Here is a 22,545-nt window from a genome sequence, read left to right on the forward strand (position 1 = left end):
CCCCCCGCCCGCTCAGTACCGGCGCAGGGCCCGCTCAGTGCTCGCTCAGTGCTCACCGCCGGGCGCCACGAGCCCCGACTCGTAGGCGGCGACGACCAGTTGGGCCCGGTCACGCGCACCCAGCTTGCCCATGATCCGGCTGACGTGCGTCTTGGCGGTGAGCGGACTCAGGCCCAGCGCCTCCCCCACCTCCGCGTTGTTCAGGCCCCGGGCCACCATGGTGAGCACCTGCCGCTCCCGCTCGGACAGCCCCGCGAGCCCGGCCGGCACCGACCCACCGGCCGGCGGCCGGTCCGGCAGCCGCAGCACCCGCGCGATCAGCCGGGCGGTGGGTCCGGGCGACAGCAACGAGTCCCCGGCGGCGACCGTGCGTATCGCCGCCAGCATCTCGGCCGGCCGGGTGTCCTTCACCAGGAACCCGGACGCCCCCGCCCGCAGCGCCGCCACCACGTTCTCATCGTCGTCGTACGTGGTCAGCACCAGGATGCGCACCCCCGCCAAGTCGTCGTCCGCCGCGATCCGCCGGGTGGCCGCGATGCCGTCCATCTCCGGCATCCGGATGTCCATCACGACCACGTCGGCCCGAGCGCTGCGGGCCAGCTCCACCGCTTCCCGGCCGTCTCCCGCCTGCCCCACCACCTCCATGTCCCGCGCGGACTCCACGAGCATCGCGAACGCGGCCCGCACCAACGTCTGATCGTCGGCCAGCACCACCCGGATCGACTCCTCCCGGGTCATCCCCTCCCTCCCGTGTCGGCTGTTTTCCTTGTCGTGACGTCCGATGTGGCTGCCCCGGGTTCGGCCGGCCCAAGTCCGGTGGGCCCGGACCCGGTGGAACTGGGTGCCGTGGGCCCGGGTGCCGGCGCTTCCGCCGGCCCGGGTTCGGGGCCGGGCCGACCGTCCGGTCCCGCCTGGCCCGGGAAGGGCAGGTCCGCGGTCACCTTGAACCCGGGGCCGTCCGCGCGTGGGCCCGCGGTCAGGGTGCCGCCCACGCTGCGGGCCCGCTCCCGCATCCCGACGATGCCGAAGCCTTCGCCGCGTGCGGGCCCACCGGGTATGACGGCCCCTGCCGGCGCCGCGCCCGCCGGGGCGGCACCCCCGCGCCCGGGTGCGGACCCCACTGAGGCGGACGGCACGCCCGTCGCAGGACCGGGGCTGCCCCCGTCGTCGCGTATCAGCAGCCGCAGGGCAGGCCCGGCTCGGCGTACTGCGACCGTGACGCCGGGGCCGGCCGCCTCCGCGTGCCGTACGGCGTTCGTCAAGGACTCCTGCACGATCCGGTACGCGGCGGCCCCCACCGCGGGCGGCACCGGCCCCGGGCCCGCGTCCAGGGCGAGCTCCACCCGGGCGCCTGCTGCTTCGGCGGCCTGGACGAGGGCGGGTATGCCCGCCAGGTCCGGGAGCGGCCCGTTCTCGTCGGCCCGCAGCACCCGCAGGGTGGTGCGCAGTTCGACGCGGGCCTCCCGGCAGGTCTCGGCGATCGCGTCGAGGGCGTCCGCGACGGCCGCGCGGTCCAGCCGGTCGGGGTCGGCGACCAGGACGTGCGCGGCCACCGAGGTCTGCACGCCGATCAGCGTGATGCTGTGGGCCAGCAGGTCGTGCAGGTCGCGGGCGATCCGCAGCCGTTCCTCGGCGACCCGGCGCGCGGCCTCCTCCTCACGGGTGCGTTCGGCCCGCTCGGCCCGCTCCACGACGGCTGCCAGGTATGCGCGGTGCACGCGGACCACTTCGCCGACCACCGCGACCGCGATGATCCAGCCGCCGCTCTGCAACGCGTCGGTGCCCGTGTGCGGCCGGCCCATCGTGGCCATCACCACGGCCATCATGATCACCATGCTGGGCACGACCAGGAAGGTGCGCAGCGGCGGCCCGGCGAGGGCCAGCGAATACAGCGCGACCATGCTGGACGGTATGACCGCGACCTGGATGTTCTCCAGGTAGTGATACGGCGCCACCGCCGCGACCATGCCGATCAGGCAGGCCATCGGATAGCGGCGCCGCCACACCAGTACGGCCGCGCCCGCCGTGAGCAGCAGCCAGCCCGCCGAGTCCGGGCGATTGCTGCCCGGGCCCTCGGGGAGCAGCAGCGCCAAGGCGGCCTCCACCACGAGCACGAGCGCGGCCAGAGCCACGTCGTGCGGGGCCACCCGCGCGGTGCGGGTCGCCTGCGCGGCGGGTGTTGAAGGTGCCGCGAGCGGTACGGGGGCTCGTCTGAGCGCGATGCCGATGGACATGGCTCCATCCTGGGGGATTTGCGAGGGTCTGTGGGGTGAGCGAATTCGGCCTGTGGATAACTCAGCGGTGCGGCGGGATGACCTGCGGAAATGTCGTGCGGGGTCTGCCCGGAGTGGGCCGGGGCGGCACCGGAAGGGGGTGGTCCGGTTCGCTGCCGAGTGACGGTCCTTCGTGGCAGGTCGCGCCCGCACGGCGCCGGCCGCGCATCGGGCCCAGCACCCCGCCCCTTCGAGCACGGCGCCTCCCGGGTCACCTCACCACCGCATCCCCCCGCCGTTCCCTTCCCCCCACCCCGGCCCCTTCCTTCCCAGAAACCCAGGACGGGTCGGCCAACGGCCGCGACGGCCACCAGAGGCGCGAGCCGATGAGCGTGGTGGCGGAAGGAACGAGGAACGTGCGGACGACGAACGTGTCGAGGAGGACGCCGAGGGCGATGGCGAGGCCGAGTTCGACCATCATCACGAGGGGGAGGGTGGCGAGGACGGTGAAGGTCGCGGCGAGAACGACGCCGGCGGAGGCGATGACGCCGCCGGTGGCTTCGAGGGCGGTGACGGTGGAGCGGCGGGGGCCGGCGCCGTGGAGGGTCTCCTCGCGCATGCGGTGCATGAGGAAGATGCCGTAGTCGACGCCGAGGGCGACGAGGAAGACGAAGCTGAGCAGGGGGAGGCCGGGGTCCATGCCGTGCAGGCCGAGGACAGGGCCGAACAGGTAGCCGCCGATGCCGAGGGCGGCGGCCCAGACGGCGACGGTGGCCGCGGTGAGGACCAGCGGTGCGACCAGGCTGCGCAGCAGGGCGGCGAGCAGGAGGAAGACCGCGCCCAGGACCAGGGGGATCACGATCTTCTGGTCCCTGGAGGAGGTCGCCGCCGTGTCCATGCGCTGGGCGCCGGCCCCGCCGACCAGGCCGTCGTCGGGGGCGGTGACGGCCCGCAGCCGGTGGATCAGGGCGTGTTCGGCGTGGCTGTCCGGGCGGGCCGCCGGGTAGACGGAGATCTCGGTCCAGCCGCCGCCAGTACGTCCGGTGACGGCCCCGGCGACCCCCGCGGTGGCCCGTACCGCCGCGGCGGCGTGCACGCCCCGCGCGCTCGGCACGACCACGGCGAGCGCCTGCGTGCTGCGGTCCGGGAAGGCCCGGTGCAGCACCTGCTCGGCGGTGACCGACTCCGGGGTGACGGTGAAGCTGTCGTCCTGCCGCAGCGCGCCCGGCAGGTTGCCGATGCCCAGCGCCAGTACGGCGACGGCGGCGCCCGTCACCGCCAGAACCACCACCGGCCTGCGGACGACGATCGCGCCGATCCGCCCGTACACACCGCGTCCTCGCGGCCCCCGCCGACCCGGGTCCGCCCCGTCGTCGCTCGCCGTACCGGCCGGGCGCGACGACGACCCGCCGCGCCCGTGCCCGTCCTCGCGCCCCGCACCCCTCCTGAGCAGGCCACGGACAAGGCGTCCTCCACCCCCGCGGGCCTGACTCCCGTACTCCGGCACCAGCGGCCAGAAGACGCGGCGCCCGAGCAGCACCAAGGCCGCGGGCAGCAGTGTGGTCATCGCGGCGAGCGAGCAGATGATGCCCACCGCGCCGACCGGGCCGAGGCCGCGGCTGCTGTTGAGGTCGGCGGCCAGCAGGCAGAGCAGTCCGGCGACGACGGTCGCGGCCGAGGTGAGGACGGCGGGGCCGACGCCGCGCAGGGCGGCGCGCATCGCGTCGTACGGCTCGGCGGTGCGGCGCAGTTCGTCGCGGTAGCGGGAGATCAGCAGCAGGGCGTAGTCGGTGCCGGCGCCGAAGATCAGGACGGTCATCACCGAGGAGCTCATGTTGGACACGGTCAGCCCGAAGGCCTCGACCAGGCCGTAGACCAGGGCGGTCGCGGTGCCGGCGGCCACCCCGACGACGAGCAGTGGCACCAGCCACAGCACGGGGCTGCGGTAGGTGAGGATCAGGAGGAGGGCGACCACGGCGGCGGTGGACAGCAGCAAGGTGCCGTCGATGCTCGAGAAGACGTCCTGTGCGTCGGCGTCGGCGGCCCCCGCCCCGCCGACCAGCACCGTGAGCCCGGCCGGCCGGTCCCGGTCGACGCGGGCACGGATCGCCTTGACGACGTCCTGCGAGGTGCCGTTGTCCTCCGCGACGGCCAGCGGCACCATGAGCGTGGCGCCGTCCGACGCGGCGACGGGGCGCGGGGCCGGCCCCACCAGGTGGTAGGCCGCGTCCAGGGCGGCGGTTGTGTGCTGGACGGCGGTGCGGTCGGCCGCGGTCAGGCCGCCGGGGCGGCGGTAGACCAGCACCAGGTCGGTGGCGCCGCCGCCGGGCAGGGTCTGCTCGATCCGGGCGACCTGCGTGGACTGGGCGCCGGCCGGCAGGTAGTCGACGTTGTCGTCGTGTTTCACGCCGCCCAGGCGGCCGGCGAAGGGCACGGCCACGGCCAGCACGGCGATCCACAGGGCGAGCACGGCCCAGGGCAGGGAACGGCGGCGGCCTGCGGTGGGTGGCAGGCGCAGGACGCGCCGCCACCTGGGCGCGTTGGAACTGGACATCGGGTCCCCCTTTGGAACTGCTGGTGTCAGGGGCACCAGATTTCCGTCCCGAAGGGGCCCTTCTCGTCGCGCCGGAGACCGAAAACGGCGCTACTCCCGCCGTACCGTCCCGGCCCTGGTTACTCCCCGGGGAGTAGCCAGGCAGCGGTCATGGGCAGCCGACCTCGCAGCAGCCGCCCCCGAACCCCCGCCCCGCCCTCATGACGCCGTCGCGGCAGCGGCAGCCAGCAGTCGGTCGATGTCGTTCTGCGGCAGCGACAGGCAGCGCCCCACCGCTTCGAGCACCTCGCGTTCGGCGGGCAGGTACGGTCCGTCGGCAAGGGCGATGTGGGCGCCTTGAAGGAGGACGCGTTCGCGGCCCTGCGGCAGGAGGTGGTCGGTGAGGGGTTCCAGCGCCTCGTGCAGCTCGATGGACAGCCAGCTTCCGCAGCCGTCGACCGGTTCGCCGAAGGAGTCCGGGCCGAGTTCGTCCGAGGCCCGGTAGCGGCCCTCGTCGGCGACGATCGCGGCGAGCAGGCCCAGCAGTTGGTCCTCGGTGCAGTCGGTGAAGCCGGCCGAGCGGACCGCCTCCACGGCGGCTTCCCGGGCGGGGCGGCCCGCCGCGCCGCCGGCGGTGAGCACGGCGAGCGCAATGGTGTGTACGGCGTCGCGCAGCATCGCCGAGAAGCGCGTGGTGGTGGGCTGGAGGAGCGCGTCGGCGCCGAACTGCCGGTGGCAGGAGGTGCACTCGATGACGGTGCCGGCCGGGCCGCGGGTCAGCAGCGGCACGTTGAGCACGGTCAGCCTGCGGGTGCCGGTTCTGCGGTGGTAGGCACGGTCGCCGCCGCAGTCGGCGCAGAAGAACTCACCGTCGTCCTCGGTGTGCCAGGTGGTTCGCACACCCCAGATACACAGCCCCGGCTTCTTCACGCTGCACCCTCCGGCCGTCTTCGTCCCGGTACGCACCACGTAGCGGCCCGCACGCGCGCGAAGGAAGGCCCGGCCACGGTGCCGTACTGCCGTGATGTTAGCCACACCGGTGGGCGGAGTCAGTACCGCGTACGGGGGCAATTCGGGCTCGTTCCGGGCGCGGCCGAAAGCCGGGCGCCAACAGGAGGTCAACGCGGCGGTGCACAATGGCCGGTCTCGATCGGTACGGCGACCGCATCCGCCCACTTCGGCCCGCTTCACGGGGCGCCAGCACGCGGCAGGGCGCACGTGGGCACGCCTCGGCGCGCGTAGGGGCGTACCCCCGCGGCCGTCCCGGGAAGGGACAAGCCGGGGGTACGCCCGTACGGCGTTGGTCGCGGGTGCGACGGATTCACCCGGTCGCCGGACCGGTGACGTCATTTGGAGACCGGCGACCGCACCCGAAAGAAGACGTCAGCGGCCCGCGCGGTTGACGGCGGAGACCACGGCCTGCAGCGAGGCGCGGGTGGTGTTGGCGTCCACGCCGATCCCCCACAGCACCCGGCCGTCGATCGCGCACTCGATGTAGGAGGCGGCCTGCGCGGAGGCGCCCTCGCTCAGGGTGTGCTCGGAGTAGTCCAGCAGCCGGGCATCGACCCCGATGGACGCCAGTGCGTCGAAGAAGGCCGAGATCGGGCCGTTGCCGGTGCCGGTCAGCACGGTCGACGCGCCGTCCACCACGGCCTCGACGGTGAGCGCGTCGGTGCCGTCGCTGGAGGTCGAGGTCTGCGCCGAGCGCAGGATGATGCGGCCCCACGGGTTGTCCGGAGTGGGCAGGTACTCGTCCTGGAACACCGCCCAGATCTCCGCCGGGGTGACCTCGCCGCCTTCGATGTCGGTCTTGGCCTGGATGATCCGGGAGAACTCGATCTGCATGCGGCGCGGCAGGTCCAGCTTGTGGTCGTTCTTGAGCACATAGGCGATGCCGCCCTTGCCCGACTGGGAGTTGACCCGGATCACCGCCTCGTAGGAGCGGCCGACGTCCTTGGGGTCGATGGGCAGGTACGGTACCGCCCACTCGATCTCGTCCACGGTCCGGCCCTGGGCGGCCGCGTCGGCCTCCATCGCCTCGAAGCCCTTCTTGATGGCGTCCTGGTGGGAGCCGGAGAAGGCGGTGTAGACCAGGTCGCCCGCGTAGGGGTGGCGCGGGTGGATCTCCATCTGGTTGCAGTACTCGGCGGTGCGGCGGATCTCGTCGATCTGCGAGAAGTCGATCTGCGGGTCGATGCCCTGGCTGAACAGGTTCATCCCCAAGGTGACCAGGTCCACGTTGCCGGTCCGCTCGCCCTGCCCGAACAGGCAGCCCTCGATGCGGTCGGCGCCGGCCATCAGGGCCAGTTCCGCGGCGGCGATCGCGGTGCCGCGGTCGTTGTGCGGGTGCACGGACAGGCACACGTACTCGCGCCGGCTGAGGTGGCGCGACATCCACTCGAAGCGGTCGGCGTGCGTGGAGGGGGTGGAACGCTCCACGGTGGCGGGCAGGTTGAGGATGATCTCGCGGCCCTCCTCGGGCTGCCAGACGTCCATCACGCCCTCGCAGACCTCCAGTGCGAAGTCCAGCTCGGTGTCGGTGAAGATCTCCGGGCTGTACTGGTAGCCGAAGACGGTCTCGTCGCCCAGGATCTTGTCGGCGTACTCCATCACCAGCCGGGTGCCGTCCACCGCAATCTGGCGGACCTGCTCGCGGGTGCCGCGGAAGACCACCCGGCGGAAGACCGGCGCGGTGGCGTTGTACAGGTGCACTGTGGCGCGCCGGGCGCCGCGCAGCGACTCCACGGTCCGCTCGATCAGTTCCTCGCGGGCCTGGGTCAGCACCGAGATCGTCACGTCGTCGGGGATCGCGTCCTGCTCGACGATGGAGCGCACGAAGTCGAAGTCGGTCTGCCCGGAGGAGGGGAAGCCGACCTCGATCTCCTTGTAGCCCATGCGCACCAGCAGGTCGAACATCTCCCGCTTGCGGGCCGGGGACATCGGGTCGATCAGCGCCTGGTTGCCGTCCCGCAGGTCCGTGGACAGCCAGCGCGGCGCCTTGGTGATCCGCGCGTCCGGCCAGCTGCGGCCGGACAGGTCCACCTGCTCGTACGGCCGGTACTTGTGGACCGGCATCGCGGTGGGGCGCTGGCGTACGGTCGCGGCGGTGATGGGCGTGGCGCGGCCGACTCGGTTCTGGGTGGTCATCTGGGCTCGTGCTCCTCGGGATCCGCTCGGGAAGGGGCCGGCCGACGGCTGGGCAACACCGAACTCCGCGGGGAGGGGGTCGGCCTACGACTACAGGCCCTCGCCGCGGCAGCTAAGGAGAAGCAGCCCGAAACGCATGATGGGTCCGACCATAACCGACCGCGCCGCGATCACGCAGGCGCGTCGTAGTTCCTCTCAGTATGCAAGACGACGCCCGCTGTCCAGCAAAACCCCGATGCTTCCTTCCTTTTCGTCAACGAGCCGCCAAAAACGGTGACAGTGGGTACGAGTCGTGCCACATTACGTATATGGGAGTCTTCTGCACGATCGTGCCACCGCATGTACTCGACAGGCTCGCCAGGGCCCAGGACCCGGACCTGTCCACCGCCGCCCGCCGCACGCTGGAGCACGACGCCCGCGAGCGTACCCGTCGCCGGCTGACCACCGTCCTGGGCCCCACCGTCTCCGCCCAGGGCACCGCGTCGGACACGCCGCAGCGGACCGTGGACGACGCGAAGCACCACGACACGCTGCCCGGCCGCAAAGTGCGCGGCGAGGGCGACAAGCCGAGCAAGGACGTCACCGTCAACCGGGCGTACGACGGGCTCGGCGCGACCTTCGAGACGTACCTGAAGGCGTACGGCCGGCACTCCATCGACGGCGCCGGGCTGCCGCTGATCGCCAGCGTCCACTACTTGCAGGGCTACAACAACGCCTTCTGGAACGGCGAGCAGATGGTGTTCGGCGACGGGGACGGCCGGATCTTCCTCGACTTCACCATTCCGGTGGACGTGATCGGCCACGAGTTGACGCACGGCGTCACCCAGTACACGGCGAACCTCGATTACTTCGGCCAGTCCGGCGCGCTCAACGAGTCGGTGTCGGACGTCTTCGGCAGCCTGATCAAGCAGTACACGCTCGGGCAGAGCACCGAGCAGGCCGACTGGCTGATCGGCGCCGGGCTGCTGGCGCCCGGCGTGAACGGCCACGCCCTGCGTTCGATGAAGGAGCCCGGCACCGCCTACGACGACCCGCAGCTCGGCAAGGACCCGCAGCCGGGCACCATGGCCGGATACGTGTCCACCTCGCAGGACAACGGCGGCGTGCACGTCAACTCCGGCATCCCCAACCACGCCTTCTACCTGCTGGCCACCGCCCTCGGCGGCAACGCCTGGGAGCAGGCCGGGCAGATCTGGTACGACACCCTGACCGGCGGTTCGCTCGCCACCGGCGCCCAGTTCGCCGATTTCGCCGCCGCCACCGCGGCCGCCGCCAAGGCGCGCTACGGCGAGGGCGAGCAGCTCGCCGCGGTGCTCCACGCCTGGGGTCAGGTGGGGGTCCAGGTGCCGGCCGGCGGCAGCGCCGCGCCGACCGGTGTGCCGCGCCAACAGCCGGGCCAGCCGCAGCAGGCGTGAACACCGTGGCCGCGGACGTACCCGTGGTTATCGTGGTGGGGTGCGCATCGAAGTGAGCCGCAGCGGCGGCTTCGCCGGGATCGGCCGCCGCGCGGCCCTGGACACCGCGGGCCGCGCCGACGGCGCGCGCCTGGAGGAGCTGGCCCGGGAGGTCGCCGCCCAGGCCCCGCGCTCGGGTGCGCACGGGGTCCCGGACGGCTTCCACTACGAAATCACGATCGACGGGCGCACCGTGGAGTGCGCCGATCCGCATCTGACCCCGGCCCAGCGGGAGCTGGTGCAGGCGGTGCTGGGCGAGGGGGCGTAACCCGAGCTCAGGCCGGCGGAGCGGTCTTGCGGAGCAGTTCCACGAAGGCGCGCATCCAGCCCGGGTGGTCCGGCCAGGCGCGGGCGGACACCAGCTGACCGTCGGTGACCGCGTCGCTGTTCTCGTACGTGGCGCCCGCGGCCTGCACGTCGGGCTCCACCGCGGGGTAGGAGGCGGTGCGCCGCCCGTCCAGCACCCCGGCGGCCGCCGAGATCAGCGGGCCGTGGCAGATCTGGGCCACCGGCTTGCTCTGGCCGAAGAAGTGCTCGACGATGCGCCGCACATCGGGGTCGTTGCGCAGATACTCCGGCGCCCGGCCCCCGGGAATCACCAGCGCCACGTACTGCGTCGGGTCCACCTCCGAAAAAGCGAGGTCGGCGGGCCAGGTGTACCCCGGCTTCTCGGTGTACGTGTCGAAGCCGTCCTCGAAGTCGTGCACCACGAACCGAAGCTTCTTGCGCGTGGGAGCCGCGATCTCGACCGTGTACCCCTCCTCGAGCAACCGCTGATACGGGTACATGACCTCGAGCGACTCCGCCGCGTCCCCGGTCACGAACAGAATCTTCACCGTCATCGTCCGGTCCGTCCTCTCTGTCTCGCCAGACTCCGATGAGCTGATCACGGCGCACCGCGCGGCCTACGATGCCGCATCCGGCCCACGAAAGCGGCCCACTCACCCTGAACGGCCGAATTCAGCCACCGCGGACCCCGACCGATTGCCTTCGGCCAATTCCGGCATCGACCCGTCCCGGTAATGGCCGGTTCCGGCGGTGTGCCCATTGCCACTCCGGGTAACATGTTTCCATACGTTCCGTGACATATGGGGTGCCCGGAGGCAGCCATGGCTCGCGCGTGGGAGGCCGATCCGTCGGCGTTATTCGTACGACGGTTGGGGAAGTCTGCACAAGAGCTCGGCAACTCGAACGGAGACGACGAGTGCCCGGACATCTGGCAGCTCGACAACGGTGACATCGCCGTGATCGGCCGCGATCTGACCTCCGCGCTCACCGCACGCCTTCCGGAGGGCGTGCGGCTGGGACCGGACGAGCGGCTGGTCGTCATTCCGGGCAACATGCTCAGCGCCGCGAAGACGGACATCCCCGATGCTTGATCTCCGCGCCCCCACCCTTCCGCACGAGCTCGGCGAATACCTCGCCCGGGCCGACTACAAGCGCGACTTCCGCGAACGGCGCGTTGCGCTCCGCAACAGCGCCTCCTGGAAACTGGAGCGACTGCAGCACTTCGAGGAGATCGGCGACGCCAGCCGGGACGCACTGCGCCGCGGTGACTGGCAGGGCGCGCTGCGGCTGTTCGATGCACGGCGTGACGCGCTGGTCGCGAGCGCCGCGGACGACGCCCGGCGGGGCTCCGCGTTCAACCGGTTACGGATCGTCGAGGAGCCCCTGACGCCGTATGTGCAATGGGAATTGCACTGGCTCCGGCTGAGCGCGGAGTGCGGGCACCATGTGCGGGTGCTTCCCGCCTCTGCCGTCGCCGCGTCCGAGACGGAGGGCATGCTGCCCGAACTGACCATCCTGGGCGGGCGGGTGCTGTATCGCGTGGTGTACACCGAATCCGGCACGCCCGACGGCGCCATGCGTTTCACGGATCCCGAAACGGTGGGCCGCTGGGCGGCGTTCATCAGCGACGCGTACGCGACCGCGGACGATGTGCGACGTTATTTCACCCGGGTGGTGGAGCCACTTCCCCCGCCACAGGCGGCGTAAAGCGAACCAGGAGCACACGATTAGCACTTCCGACCCACAGGGCGGTACCCCGGGAGAGTCCCGCAATGACCTCTCGGGGTCGTCCCGCGATGTCGTCCAGGCCGGAAATGTCTCGGGGGGAATCCATTTCCACCACGGCCTCGCCCCCGGCGGCAGCGGGCCGGTTCCCCGCCAGTTACCCGCCGACGTGCCCGGATTCGTCAACCGCGTCGCGGAACTGCGGCAATTGGACGCCGTACTGACCGACCGGGACGGCGCCGAGGTCGTGGTGACCGTCAACGTGGTGGCGGGTACGGCCGGTGCGGGCAAGACCTCGCTCGTGCTGCACTGGGCACACCAGATCAAGCACCGCTTTCCCGACGGGCAGTTGTTCGTCAATCTGCGCGGGTACGACCCCGGCGAGCCGGTCACCGCCGACCAGGCGCTGCGCGGCTTCCTGCGCGGCTTGGGAGTGCCCACCGCCGAGATCCCGCGCGACATCGACACCGCCGCCGCCCTCTACCGCTCGCTGCTGGCCGAGCGCCGGGTGCTGGTCCTGCTGGACAACGCGGCGACGGTGGGGCAGGTACGGCCGCTGCTACCCGGCACCGGCAACAGCCTGGTCGTGGTCACCAGCCGCAGCCGCCTGTCGAGCCTGGCCGTCCGGGACGGGGCGCGACGGCTGACGCTCGGCGTCCTGCCGGAGCCGGAGGCCGTCGCTTTACTGCGGGCGGTCACCAGCGGATACCGTCCCGAGGACGACACCGCCAAGCTGACGGAGCTGGCCCGGTTGTGCGCGCAGTTGCCGCTGGCCCTGCGGATAGCCGCTGAGCGCGCCGCGAGCCACCCGCACATGCGGCTGGACGACCTGATCGCCGAGCTCCGCGACGAATCGGCGCTCTGGGACGCCCTCAGCACGGGCTCCGACGAGGAGGCCGAAGCGGTCCGCACGGTGTTCGCCTGGTCGTACCGGGCCCTGCCCGAGCAGGCCGCCCGGCTGTTCCGGCTCCTCGGCCTGCACCCCGGGGCGGAATTCAGCCTGTCTGCGGCAGCCGCTCTCGCCGATCTGCCGCCGCACCGCGTACGGCAGCTTCTCGACGATCTCGTCGGGGCCCACCTGCTGGAGCAGACGGCGCCGGACCGCTACCAGTTCCACGATCTACTGCGCGCGTACGCCACCGGCCAGGCCCAGACCGACGAGCCCGAGGAACACCGGGAAGCGGCGCTGCGGCGCGTGCTGGAGTGGTATCTGCTGAGCGCGGACGCCGCCCAGGGACACATCAGCCCCGCCGCCGAACACCTCGCGCTGGACGACGCGTCGGCGCCGGCCGCGCCCGTCCCGGAGTTCGCCGACTACCACGCCGCCGTGGACTGGGCGGAACGCGAACAGGGCGTCTTCCCGCACCTGGTAAGGGCCGCCACCGTGGCCGGTCTGGACGAACTCGCCTGGAAGCTGGCAGCGGCGCTCTGGAACGCGAGGCCGCCCTCCATGCCGGAGAACGACTGGCTCGGGCTGGGACATCTGGGGCTCGAGGCGGCCGAACGGCTCGGCGACATACGGGCCCAGGTCCTGCTCCGTACCGACCTGGGCCGGGCGTACCGGACGGTCAACCGGTTCGCCGAGGGGCTCGACCACCTGGAAGCGGCCCTTCGCCTGGTCCGCGACGGCGGCAGCCGGCTCGACGAGGCCCGCATCCTCAATCTGATCGGCCTGACCCACCTGCGGCTGCGCCGGCTGGACAGCGCCGCCGACGCCATCGGCGAGGCCGCGGCGATCTTCCAGGACGCGGGCGAACCGCTGTGGGCGGCCAATGCGACCGCCAATACGGCCAGTACGCATCTGAGCGCCGGGCGGCTGCCGGAGGCGGAGGCCGCAGCCGAGCGGGCCCTGGCCGCCCACCGGGCGCTGAACCACCGCCGCGGGGAAGGCAACGCCCTGCGCATCACGGCCGCGCTCCACCTCGAACAGGGCCGCGTGGCGCAGGCCCGGCAGGCCGCGGAGGAAGCCCTGGAGATCGCCCTGAACCTCAGGGACCACGCGCTGGAGGGCTTCTGGCTACTGACCCTGGGCGACGTGCAGCGCGCCGCGGGGCAGCATGCCGACGCCCTTACGTCGTATCAGCGGTCCGCGATGCTGCACCGCCGCCTGGCCGACCGCAGCCGTGAGGCGCTGGCCTGGCGCGGTACGGGGCAGACGTACACCGCGTTGGAACGCCCCGACGAGGCGGCCGACTTCCACCGCCGCGCCGCGGCCGTGCACCGCGAACTGGACGACACCTGGCAGCACGCCGTCGAACTGGACCACCTCGCCGACGCGATCGCCGCCAAGGACCCGGAGCAGGCGCGGGCGCACTGGGCCGAGGCGCTGGCCCTGCTCGCGCCGTACACCGATCCCCGGGCGCTGGAGGTGCGGCGCCGGATCGAGGAGCGCTTGGCCGCCGGGGACCGGGCCGGGTGAGGCACGCCCGTGCCCCGGCCACCCCGGGGGCTCAGCGCGAGGTGCCCGAGGTCGTCGGGGACTCCTGGGGCGGGATGCGGTCCGACGGGGAGGGGGACGAGGTCGGCGGGGGTTCGTGGGTGGGGTTGCGGACCAGGGTGAGGACGATGAGGGCGCCGAGGAGGCCGGCGGCCGCGGCGTAGAGGGAGATGCGGTCGAGGCCGGCGGCGTAGGCGGCGTGGGGGGTGGCGCCCTTGGCAAGGGTGTCGCGCAGGCGGGCGGAGAAGATGGCGCCGAAGAGGGCGATGCCCAGGGTCATGCCGAGTTGGCGGAAGGTGTTGATCGCGCCGCCGGCCATGCCCGCGCGCTGCGGGGGGACGGCGGCGACGGCGGCCGAGACCAGGACGGGGGTGGACAGGCCGACGCCGATGCCGATGACGGCGAAGCCGGCGAAGAGGGAGGTCTGGCCCGCGGAGCCGGATATCTGGGCCCACAGCAGCAGGGAACCGGCGCCGATGAGGGCGATGCCGATGCCGATCGGCCAGCGCGGCGCGACGCGGTGGGTGAAGCGGCCCGCGAGGGCTGCCACCACGAACGCCCCGCCGGCCAGCGGCATCAGGGCCAGGCCGCTGCGGATCGGGCTGAGGTGCAGGATGTTCTGCAGCCACAGCGTGGTGTAGACGAGGCCGCTGAAGGCCGACGCCTGGAGCAGCAGGGCGCCGCCGAGCAGGCCGGCGAAGGACGGGCGGCGCAGCAGGGCGGGGTCGAGCATGGGGTGCGAGGAGCGCGCCTCGACGGCCCCGAAGGCGATGGCAGCGACCCCGGCCAGCACGAAGGAGCCGATGGTGAGGCTGCCCGACCAGCCGTGCTCGCCGCCGCGGATCAGGGCGTACGTCACGGCGGCCGCGGCCACGGTGAAGGTGAGGGCGCCCGGCACGTCGAGGCGGCCGCGGCCGACCGCGCCGGCCGGCAGCACCCGCAGGGTCAGCGCCACGGCGACGACCGCGATCGGCAGGTTGACCAGGAAGATGGCCTGCCAGCCCAGTCCCTGGGTGAGCAGTCCGCCGATGATGGGACCGGCTGCGGCGGCGGCGCCGTTGACCGCGCCCCACACGCCGAAGGCGATCCCGCGGTCGCGCCCCTGGTAGGTGAGGGAGACCAGCGCGGCAGAGGTGGCGAACATCGCGGCCCCGCCGGCGCCCTGGACGGCCCGGGCGGCGATGAGCGCGCCGGCGTTGGGCGACAGGGCGGAGGCCAGCGAGGCGAGGGCGAAGACGATCAGACCGGCCGCGTACAGCCGCCGGTGGCCGAACCGGTCGGCGAGCGACCCCGCGGCCAGCAGCAGGGCGGCGAGCGCGAGGGCGTACATGTCCATCACCCACTGGAGTGAGGAGAAGGACGCGTGGAGGTCGTCGGCCATGGAGGGCAGGGCGACGTTCACGATGGTGACGTCGACGAGCAGGATGAAGGCGCCCAGGCAGATCGCCACGAGGGGCAGCCATTTGCGCATGGGTGGGGCTCCGTTTCCGGTTCGGGAACGTGCGACTGCGGTGCGCGCACGGACGAACGTACGAGGACGGTTCATGAGTTCCGGTCCAGGTTCGGCGACACGCCCGGTCCTACCACAGCCCGCACGGGTTTCGTGGCGGAATCCGACAGGGCATAGCCTGGGGAGATGAAATCCGACACCGACTGGTCGCCGCTGGACGTTCTCGACGAGCTGGACCAGAAGGTCGTGCACGCGCTCCAGGTCGACGGCCGGGCCCCCTTCCGCCGGATCGGCGAGGTGCTGGGGGTGTCCGACCAGACCGTGGCCCGCCGCTACACCCGCTTGCGCGCCTCGGGGACGGTGCGGGTGCTGGGGCTGGTGGACCCGCTGCGGGTGGGGCTGACGCCGTGGTTCCTGCGGGTGCGGTGCACGCCGGACGCGTCGGCGTCGATCGGCGAGGCGATGGCCCGGCGCACCGACACCCGCTGTGTGAGCCTGCTGTCCGGGGGCACGGAGATCTTCTGCCTGACGCACGCGGCGACGCCCGGCGAGCAGGAGGACACCCTGCTGCTCCAGAAGCTGCCGCACACCCCGCGCGTGGTCCAGGTGACCGCGCACGCCCTGCTGCACGTCTTCTTCGGGCAGGACCTGAGCCCGGTGACCCGCTCGGGCCCCCTGGACCCGGAGCAGCTCGCCGCGCTGGTACCGGCCGACGCGCCCACCCGCCGGCCCCCGTTCGCGCAGCCGCCCGAGCCCACCCCGCTGAACCTGGGCCCCGGCGACGCCAGGCTGCTGGACGCGCTCGCCCGGGACGGCCGGACGCCGGCGGCCGAACTCGCCGCGGTGACAGGCTGGTCGCAGTCGACGGTACGGCGCCGGCTGTCGGAACTGCGCTCCTGCGGGGCGCTCTACTACGACCTGGACTTCGACCACGCGGTGATGCCGGATCTGCGGGCCGCGCTGTGGCTGGAGGTGGAGCCGGCCAGGCTGGCGGAGGTGGGCACCGCGCTGGCCGCGCACTCGGCGGTGGCCTTCGCCGGCGCGATCACGGGTACGGCCAATGTGTTCGCCTCGCTCCAGGTCCGCGACGCGGGCGCGCTCTACCGCTATCTGACCGGCCCGGTCGCCGCGCTCCCCGGCATCCGCCGCACCGAGACCGCGCCGTACCACCGCACGCTGAAGGCCGCGAGCCCGTACTGGGAACCGGCCCGCACCCGGCCAGGGACCCGCTGATCGCGGGGCGCCCTCAGGATCTCGCCGTCCCGGGCCCCAGGACCTGGCGACAACCTGCGACCGAAGGACCCGGGGACCACCGGCCCGCTCAGAACCCCAGCCTGCGCAACTGCTTGGGATCGCGCTGCCAGTCCTTGGCCACCTTCACGTGCAGGTCGAGGAAGACCGGCGTGCCGAGCAGCGCCTCGATCTGCTGCCGGGACTTGGAGCCGACCTCCTTCAGCCGCGCGCCCTTGGGGCCGATGACGATGCCCTTCTGGCTGGGGCGCTCGATGTAGAGGTTGGCGTGGATGTCGACCAGGGGGCGGTCGGCGGGGCGGCCCTCGCGCGGGGCCATCTCCTCGACGACGACCGCGATGGAGTGCGGCAGTTCGTCGCGCACGCCTTCCAGCGCGGCCTCGCGGATCAGCTCCGCGACCATGACCTGCTCGGGCTCGTCGGTGAGGTCGCCCTCGGCGTACAGCGCGGGCCCCTCGGGCAGCAGCGGGACCAGCAGGTCGGCCAGCAGCGCGACCTGGTCGCCGGCCACCGCGGAGACCGGCACGATCTCGGCCCACTCGATGCCCAGGTCCTGGCCGAGCTTGTCGACGGCGATGAGCTGCTGGGCGAGCTGCTGGGCGTCCACCAGGTCGGTCTTGGTGACGACGGCGACCTTGGGGGTCTTCTTGATCCCGGCCAGTTCGCGCGCGATGTACGTGTCGCCGGGGCCGATCTTCTGGTCCGCGGGCAGGCAGAAGCCGATCACGTCGACCTCGGCCCAGGTGGTGCGGACCACGTCGTTGAGCCGCTCCCCCAGCAGGGTGCGGGGCTTGTGCAGGCCGGGGGTGTCCACGAGCACGAGCTGCGCGTCGGGCCGGTGGACGATGCCGCGCACGCTGTGCCGGGTGGTCTGCGGCCGGTTGGAGGTGATGGCGACCTTCTGGCCCACCAGAGCGTTCGTGAGAGTGGACTTCCCGGCGTTGGGCCGGCCGACGAAACAGGCGAAACCGGACCGATGCGAGGTCCCGGTGGCGGGAGTACGAGCGCTCATGGCGTTCATTCTCCCCGATGAGCAGGGGGGCGCGGGCACGCCTGCCGGGCCGTGAGGGTCCGGAAACTCCGACGCAACATGAAACACCACGGAAACACGCAGGTCCACATTCGGAAACGCGCACCCCTGACGCTCAAGTGCTGTCGCCGACCGAAGGGACCCCTCCGTGCTGCTCGCCTCCGCCGGCTCCCCCACCGCGAACCCGGCCGACACCGCCTGGCTGCTCGCCGCGACCGCGCTCGTCCTGCTGATGACCCCGGGGCTCGCGCTCTTCTACGGCGGCATGGTCCGCAGCAAGAGCGTACTCAATATGATCATGATGAGTTTCGTGTCGATCGCGCTGGTCACGGTGGTGTGGCTGGTGGCCGGCTACACCCTCGCGTTCGGCCCGGACGCCGGCGGGATCGGCCTGATCGGCGACCTGCGGCACATCGGGATGCACGGCATCGGCCCGGCGTCGGTCACCGGACACGTGCCCACTCTGCTGTTCGCGGCCTTCCAGCTCACCTTCGCGGTCATCACGGCCGCGCTGATCAGCGGGGCGGTGGCCGACCGGGCGCGGTTCGGGGCGTGGGTGGTGTTCGTGCTCGTGTGGACCGTGGCCGTATACGTCCCCGTGGCGCACTGGGTTTTCGGGCCCGGCGGGTGGATCGTGAGCCGGCTGCACGCGCTGGATTTCGCCGGCGGCACGGTGGTGGAGGTGTGCTCGGGGGCGTCCGGGCTGGCGCTGGCCATGGTGCTGGGACCGCGGCTCGGCTTCGGCCGCGACGCGATGCGGCCGCACAACCTGCCGCTGGTGCTGCTGGGCGCGGGGCTGCTGTGGTTCGGCTGGTTCGGCTTCAACGCCGGGTCGGCGCTGGCCGCCAACGGCCTCGCGGCGGCGGCCTTCCTCAACACCCAGGCCGCCGGGTGCGCGGGCCTGCTGGGCTGGCTGATGGTGGAGAAGCGCCGCGACGGGCACGCCACCACGCTCGGCGCCGCCTCCGGCTCGGTGGCCGGCCTGGTCGCGATCACCCCGTCGTGCGGCAGCGTGGACCTGCTCGGCGCGGTGGTGGTCGGGCTGGCCGCGGGGGTGCTGTGCTCGTACGCGGTGAGCTGGAAGTTCCGCTGGGGCGTGGACGACTCGCTGGACGTGGTGGGCGTGCACCTGATGGGCGGCGTCGTCGGCACTCTGCTGATCGGGCTGCTGGCCAGCGCCACCATGACCGGCGGTCCCAAGGGGCTGTTCTACGGCGGCGGGCTCGGGCAGCTCGGCCGGCAGGCCGTCGCGGTGGCGGCCGTCGGGGCGTACGCCTTCGCCGTCACGTACGCGATCGGCAAGGCGGTGGACCGGCTGATGGGCTTCCGGGCGGGCGAGGACGAGGAACGCACCGGTCTCGACCTGACCATTCACGCCGAGACCGCCTACGATCACGGCGTGCTCACGCACGGCACGCCGCACGCCGGGGCGCTCATCGGGTCGCACTCCGCGGTACGTCCCGGATCGTACTCCGGCGGCGACGGCGGGTCCGGTGTCGCCGCGCCTCCCGCGCAGGCGCCGGCGCCGCCCGTGTCGGGCTGAGCCGTACGCCGGCACGCCGTGCCCCGACCTCGAGGAGCCCCCACCGATGAAGCTGGTCACCGCGGTCGTCAAGCCGTTCAAGCTCGACGACGTCAAGACGGCGCTGCAGGAGCTGGGGGTGCACGGGATGACCGTCACCGAGGCCAGCGGGTACGGGCGCCAGCGCGGCCACACCGAGGTGTACCGCGGCGCGGAGTACCGGGTGGACCTGGTGCCGAAGGTCCGGATAGAGGTGCTGGTCGAGGACGCGGACGCGGACCGGGTGATCGACGCGCTGGTGGCGGCTGCCCGCACCGGAAAGATCGGCGACGGCAAGGTGTGGGCGGTGCCGGTGGACGCGGCGGTACGGGTCAGGACCGGGGAACGCGGGCCGGACGCGCTCTGAGCACGGTGGGGTGAAAAGGTCCGTACGGTCCGGGTAGCCGGCTCGGGGCGGTCGGCGCCGGTCAGCCCGCCGTGACCGTCGTCGTCACTTGGCCGTCCGGGCCGGCGAGTATCAGCGGGGTGGCCGGGCCGCCCAGGTCACGGACGGCCGCGCGGTCCGCGTCCGCCGGGGACTGGGCGGTGGTGACCACGGCGGCCGCCTCCAGGGAGGTCGCGCCGCTGGCCACCGCCATGGCGACGGCGGTCTGCAGGGCGGTGAGCTTCAGGGAGGCCAGGTCCACGCTGCCGGCGACGTACGTACGGCCGGTCTCGTCCCGTACGGCGGCGCCCTCGGGCACGGCGTTGCGGGCGCGGGCGGACCGGGCCAGCGTGACGAGCTTGCGGTCCTCGGGGTCGAGGTCGGCGGCGGACTGCGGCTCTTGGCTCATAGCCGTTGATCATAGGGCGTCCGCCCGAACCCCTGCGCGGGTTGTCCACAGGGCGCGGCGGCGGGCAGCGGCCCGCAGGAAGCGGCGCTAAAGACCGAGCTGGCCGATCATGCCGAAGAGATCGGCACTGGCCGCGTGGATGGAACCGGCGAAGCTGGTGTCGGCAAGGTAGAAGCCGAAGGCGCCGCAGGCCAGGCCGTGGGTGGGTTTCATCGAGCCCTTGCGGTGCAGGAACAGGGTTATCGCGGCGAGGGCGATGACGACGGGGACATGGAAGAGCACGGCGGATCACCTCGAAGTCGCCTCGGAATACTCCGAATACGGAGGTTTCACCGCTCAGGCTAGGCGAGGGTCGCGCCCCGCGCATGTCCGGTCACCCCTGGTCACGGATGCGTCGGCCCGTACGGCTCCGGCGGCGGGCCGCGGTCGGCGCGGCCTGCGCCGCCGCGGGCTTCGCGCCCCGGGCCGCCTCAGAGGCGGACGATCCGGAGGTGCTGCCCGCGCCGGCGGCGCAGGGCCGACGGCCGGGAGCGGTCAGCGGGTGACGGCGTTGCCCGCGGTGTTCACCACGAACCACTGGGCGCCGAACTGGGTGAGGCCCTGGCCCGTGGAGTCGCCCGCCTTGGAGTCGCCGGAGAACATGTACAGCGGGTGCTTGTTGTACGTCACCTGGGTGCCGCCGTCGGACCGCATGCTGGTGCCCAGCAGCCCGGACTGCACGCCCTGGCCCTGCTTGGCCTTGCCGGTGGTGAGCAGCGGCGGCCAGGCGACCGCGCAGCCGTCGTTGCAGGTGGACTTGCTGGTGGTGTCGGCCTTGAAGAGGTAGAGGGTGCGGCCCCTGCCGTCGACCAGGACCGTGCCGAGGTTGCCCACCGCGCGGGTGGTCACGGTGGCCTGGGTGGAGGCGGTCGGGCTGCCGGAGGCGGTGGCCGCGGCCTCCTGGGTGGACGGGGACGCTGACGAGCCGGCCGAGGCGGTGTCGCTGGCCTGCGAGGAGGCGGACGACGACTTGGTGCTGCCGCACCCGCTCAGGGCGGTCGTCAGCAGGAGCGTGGCCGCGCAGACGGCCACTGGGAAAGCGCGTTTCATCGGTACTCCGGGAGCAGGAAGGGGCTGACGGGACCCCGCGGGCCGCGGCCCGGCCGGGGTGCCCACTGTCGCCGCCCGCAGGTCCGCCGCGCGCCAGCACACGCCAGCAAGGGCCCGCCGTAACCCGTCCGGCGCACGTACGGCAATCCGCCGGGCCCAGTCCCGGCCACCGGGACCGGTGCGCCGGACGGCTCAGTCCTCGCGGTCGTCCCTCGCCTCGCCGCCCTCCGCCGAGGGCCCGGCCCCGGACGCGCCCTCGCCGTCCGCGGAACCCGCCTCCGTACCGCCGTCGTCCTCGCCGACCGGCTCGACCAGGACCGTGCCGATGCGGTTGCGGCGGCCGGCCTGGGTCTCGGCGGTCAGCCGCAGGGCAGCCGGGTGGGTGCCGGAGCCGTCCTCGGGGAGCGGGACGACGGCAGTGGCGCCCGGGATCGGCACCCGGCCCAGCGCCTTGGCCAGCAGGCCGCCGACGGTCTCCACGTCGTCGTCGTCCAGCAGCACCCCGTACAGCTCCCCCAGGTCGCCGATGTCGAGGCGGGCGGTGACCCGGAAGTGGCCGCGGCCGAGTTCGTCCACCGGCGGGGTCTCCCGGTCGTACTCGTCGGTGATCTCGCCGACGATCTCCTCCAGGATGTCCTCGATGGTGACGATGCCGGCCGTGCCGCCGTATTCGTCGACGACGACCGCGACGTGGTTGCGGTCGTGCTGCATCTCGCGCAGCAGGTCCCCGGCGTTCTTCGTGTCGGGGACGAAGGCGGCCGGGCGCATCAGCGAGGAGACCGGGTCGGACTCCGCCTCGCGGTTGATGTGGACGCGGCGGGCGAGGTCCTTGAGGTAGACGATGCCGACCACGTCGTCCTCGCTCTCGCCGGTGACCGGAATCCGCGAGAAGCCGCTGCGCAGGGCCAGGGTCATGGCCTGCCGGACGGTCTTGAACCGCTCGATCATCACCAGGTCGGTGCGCGGCACCATCACCTCGCGCACCAGGGTGTCGCCGAGTTCGAAGATCGAGTGCACCATGCGCCGTTCCTCGTCCTCGATCAGCGACTCGGACTCGGCGAGGTCGACCATGGCCCGCAGTTCTGCCTCACTGGCGAACGGGCCGCGTTTGAAGCCCTTGCCGGGAGTGAGCGCGTTGCCCAGCAGGATCAGCAGGCCGGGAATCGGGCCCATCACCCGGGCCAGCGGCAGCAGGACGTACGAGGCCGCGGTCGCGGTGTTCATCGGGTGCTGGCGGCCGATGGTGCGCGGCGAGACGCCCACCGCCACGTAGGACACGAGCACCATGACGCCGATGGCGACCGCGAGCACCTGCCAGGTGCGGTCGAAGGTGCGGTCGCACACCACGGTGATCAGGACGGCGGCGGCGGTCTCGCACCCCACCCGGACCAGCAGTGCGACGTTGAGGTAGCGGGTGGGGTCGGAGCTGACGGCGAGCAGGTTGGCGGCGCCGCGGCGGCCGGAACGCAGCGCGTCCTCGGCGCGGAAGCGGGAGACGCGGGCGATGCCGGCCTCGGCGCACGCGGCCAGCCAGGCGACGATCACCAGCAGGACTGCGGAGACGATCATGCGC

20 protein-coding genes are annotated in these 22,545 nt (G+C 72.7%); 8 read left to right on the forward strand and 12 right to left on the reverse strand.

Annotated elements, in window-relative coordinates; translation table 11 throughout:
* Positions 1–45 precede the first annotated feature (45 nt).
* The 5 genes from ITX44_RS27600 to leuA all read right to left on the reverse strand — a co-directional run bounded on the left by ITX44_RS27600 (position 46) and on the right by leuA (position 7,893).
* Entirely contained in the window at positions 46–738 is a 693-nt protein-coding gene (locus tag ITX44_RS27600) for a response regulator (protein ID WP_205360133.1), read from the reverse strand.
* Positions 735–2,234 carry a sensor histidine kinase gene (locus ITX44_RS27605; RefSeq protein ID WP_205360134.1) on the reverse strand — a complete coding sequence of 500 codons (1,500 nt, stop codon included), beginning with the start codon at positions 2,232–2,234 and terminating at the stop codon, positions 735–737. The genes ITX44_RS27600 and ITX44_RS27605 overlap by 4 nt, the downstream gene beginning before the upstream one ends.
* A 250-nt stretch (positions 2,235–2,484) precedes the next feature.
* Complete coding sequence (locus tag ITX44_RS27610) at positions 2,485–4,767, reverse strand: MMPL family transporter (protein WP_205360135.1); 2,283 nt, start codon at positions 4,765–4,767, stop codon at positions 2,485–2,487.
* 198 nt (positions 4,768–4,965) lie between these two features.
* Positions 4,966–5,655 carry a TerB family tellurite resistance protein gene (locus ITX44_RS41570; RefSeq protein WP_372441012.1) on the reverse strand — a complete coding sequence of 230 codons (690 nt, stop codon included), beginning with the start codon at positions 5,653–5,655 and terminating at the stop codon, positions 4,966–4,968.
* Positions 5,656–6,129: 474 nt separating this feature from the next.
* The gene (gene leuA, locus ITX44_RS27620) at positions 6,130–7,893 is read right to left on the reverse strand and encodes a 2-isopropylmalate synthase (protein ID WP_205360137.1); all 1,764 of its coding nucleotides are present in this window, start codon (positions 7,891–7,893) and stop codon (positions 6,130–6,132) included.
* A gap of 308 nt (positions 7,894–8,201) precedes the next feature.
* Between leuA and ITX44_RS27625 the strand changes: the two genes are divergently transcribed.
* A complete protein-coding gene (locus ITX44_RS27625; protein WP_205360138.1) occupies positions 8,202–9,308 on the forward strand; it encodes a M4 family metallopeptidase in 1,107 nt (368 codons plus the stop codon).
* A gap of 40 nt (positions 9,309–9,348) precedes the next feature.
* Positions 9,349–9,615 (forward strand): protealysin inhibitor emfourin, encoded by a 267-nt coding sequence (locus ITX44_RS27630; RefSeq protein WP_205360139.1) that lies wholly within the window; start codon positions 9,349–9,351, stop codon positions 9,613–9,615.
* 7 nt (positions 9,616–9,622) lie between these two features.
* On the opposite strand, the gene ITX44_RS27635 is transcribed toward ITX44_RS27630, so the two are convergent.
* The gene (locus ITX44_RS27635; RefSeq protein ID WP_205360140.1) at positions 9,623–10,189 is read right to left on the reverse strand and encodes a DJ-1/PfpI family protein; all 567 of its coding nucleotides are present in this window, start codon (positions 10,187–10,189) and stop codon (positions 9,623–9,625) included.
* A 267-nt stretch (positions 10,190–10,456) separates the two neighbouring features.
* On the opposite strand from ITX44_RS27635, the gene ITX44_RS27640 reads away from it, so the two are divergent.
* From ITX44_RS27640 to ITX44_RS27650, 3 genes are all read left to right on the forward strand, one after another.
* The gene (locus ITX44_RS27640; RefSeq protein ID WP_205360141.1) at positions 10,457–10,726 is read left to right on the forward strand and encodes a hypothetical protein; all 270 of its coding nucleotides are present in this window, start codon (positions 10,457–10,459) and stop codon (positions 10,724–10,726) included.
* Positions 10,719–11,342: a DUF6879 family protein gene (locus ITX44_RS27645; RefSeq protein WP_205360142.1), complete on the forward strand. Its 624-nt coding sequence runs from the start codon at positions 10,719–10,721 to the stop codon at positions 11,340–11,342. The genes ITX44_RS27640 and ITX44_RS27645 overlap by 8 nt, the downstream gene beginning before the upstream one ends.
* A 187-nt stretch (positions 11,343–11,529) precedes the next feature.
* The gene (locus ITX44_RS27650) at positions 11,530–13,779 is read left to right on the forward strand and encodes an ATP-binding protein (protein WP_307795512.1); all 2,250 of its coding nucleotides are present in this window, start codon (positions 11,530–11,532) and stop codon (positions 13,777–13,779) included.
* A 31-nt stretch (positions 13,780–13,810) separates the two neighbouring features.
* On the opposite strand, the gene ITX44_RS27655 is transcribed toward ITX44_RS27650, so the two are convergent.
* A complete protein-coding gene (locus ITX44_RS27655; protein ID WP_205360144.1) occupies positions 13,811–15,268 on the reverse strand; it encodes an MFS transporter in 1,458 nt (485 codons plus the stop codon).
* Positions 15,269–15,433: 165 nt separating this feature from the next.
* Here ITX44_RS27655 and ITX44_RS27660 point away from each other — a divergent pair, with 165 nt between their 5' ends.
* On the forward strand, positions 15,434–16,480 hold the full coding sequence (locus tag ITX44_RS27660; RefSeq protein ID WP_205360145.1) for an Lrp/AsnC family transcriptional regulator: 1,047 nt from the start codon (positions 15,434–15,436) through the stop codon (positions 16,478–16,480).
* Positions 16,481–16,568: 88 nt separating this feature from the next.
* Here the strand turns inward: ITX44_RS27660 and era are convergent, their stop codons facing one another.
* The gene (era, locus tag ITX44_RS27665; protein WP_205360146.1) at positions 16,569–17,519 is read right to left on the reverse strand and encodes a GTPase Era; all 951 of its coding nucleotides are present in this window, start codon (positions 17,517–17,519) and stop codon (positions 16,569–16,571) included.
* 160 nt (positions 17,520–17,679) lie between these two features.
* On the opposite strand from era, the gene ITX44_RS27670 reads away from it, so the two are divergent.
* Positions 17,680–19,071, forward strand: coding sequence for an ammonium transporter (locus tag ITX44_RS27670; RefSeq protein ID WP_372441013.1), 1,392 nt, complete (start codon positions 17,680–17,682; stop codon positions 19,069–19,071).
* Between the two features lie 46 nt (positions 19,072–19,117).
* Positions 19,118–19,456, forward strand: a complete 339-nt coding sequence (locus tag ITX44_RS27675) for a P-II family nitrogen regulator (protein ID WP_205360148.1) — start codon at positions 19,118–19,120, stop codon at positions 19,454–19,456.
* A 61-nt stretch (positions 19,457–19,517) separates the two neighbouring features.
* Here the strand turns inward: ITX44_RS27675 and ITX44_RS27680 are convergent, their stop codons facing one another.
* From ITX44_RS27680 to ITX44_RS27695, 4 genes are all read right to left on the reverse strand, one after another.
* Positions 19,518–19,883, reverse strand: coding sequence for a cytidine deaminase (locus tag ITX44_RS27680; RefSeq protein WP_205360149.1), 366 nt, complete (start codon positions 19,881–19,883; stop codon positions 19,518–19,520).
* 87 nt (positions 19,884–19,970) lie between these two features.
* Positions 19,971–20,165: a DUF2304 domain-containing protein gene (locus ITX44_RS27685; protein WP_205360150.1), complete on the reverse strand. Its 195-nt coding sequence runs from the start codon at positions 20,163–20,165 to the stop codon at positions 19,971–19,973.
* 252 nt (positions 20,166–20,417) lie between these two features.
* Positions 20,418–20,972, reverse strand: coding sequence for a COG4315 family predicted lipoprotein (locus tag ITX44_RS27690; protein WP_205360151.1), 555 nt, complete (start codon positions 20,970–20,972; stop codon positions 20,418–20,420).
* A 192-nt stretch (positions 20,973–21,164) separates the two neighbouring features.
* Entirely contained in the window at positions 21,165–22,541 is a 1,377-nt protein-coding gene (locus ITX44_RS27695) for a hemolysin family protein (protein ID WP_205360152.1), read from the reverse strand.
* Between the last annotated feature and the right edge of the window lie 4 nt (positions 22,542–22,545).

Source organism: Actinacidiphila acididurans (assembly GCF_016918855.1).
Classification (GTDB): Bacteria; Actinomycetota; Actinomycetes; order Streptomycetales; family Streptomycetaceae; genus Actinacidiphila; species Actinacidiphila acididurans.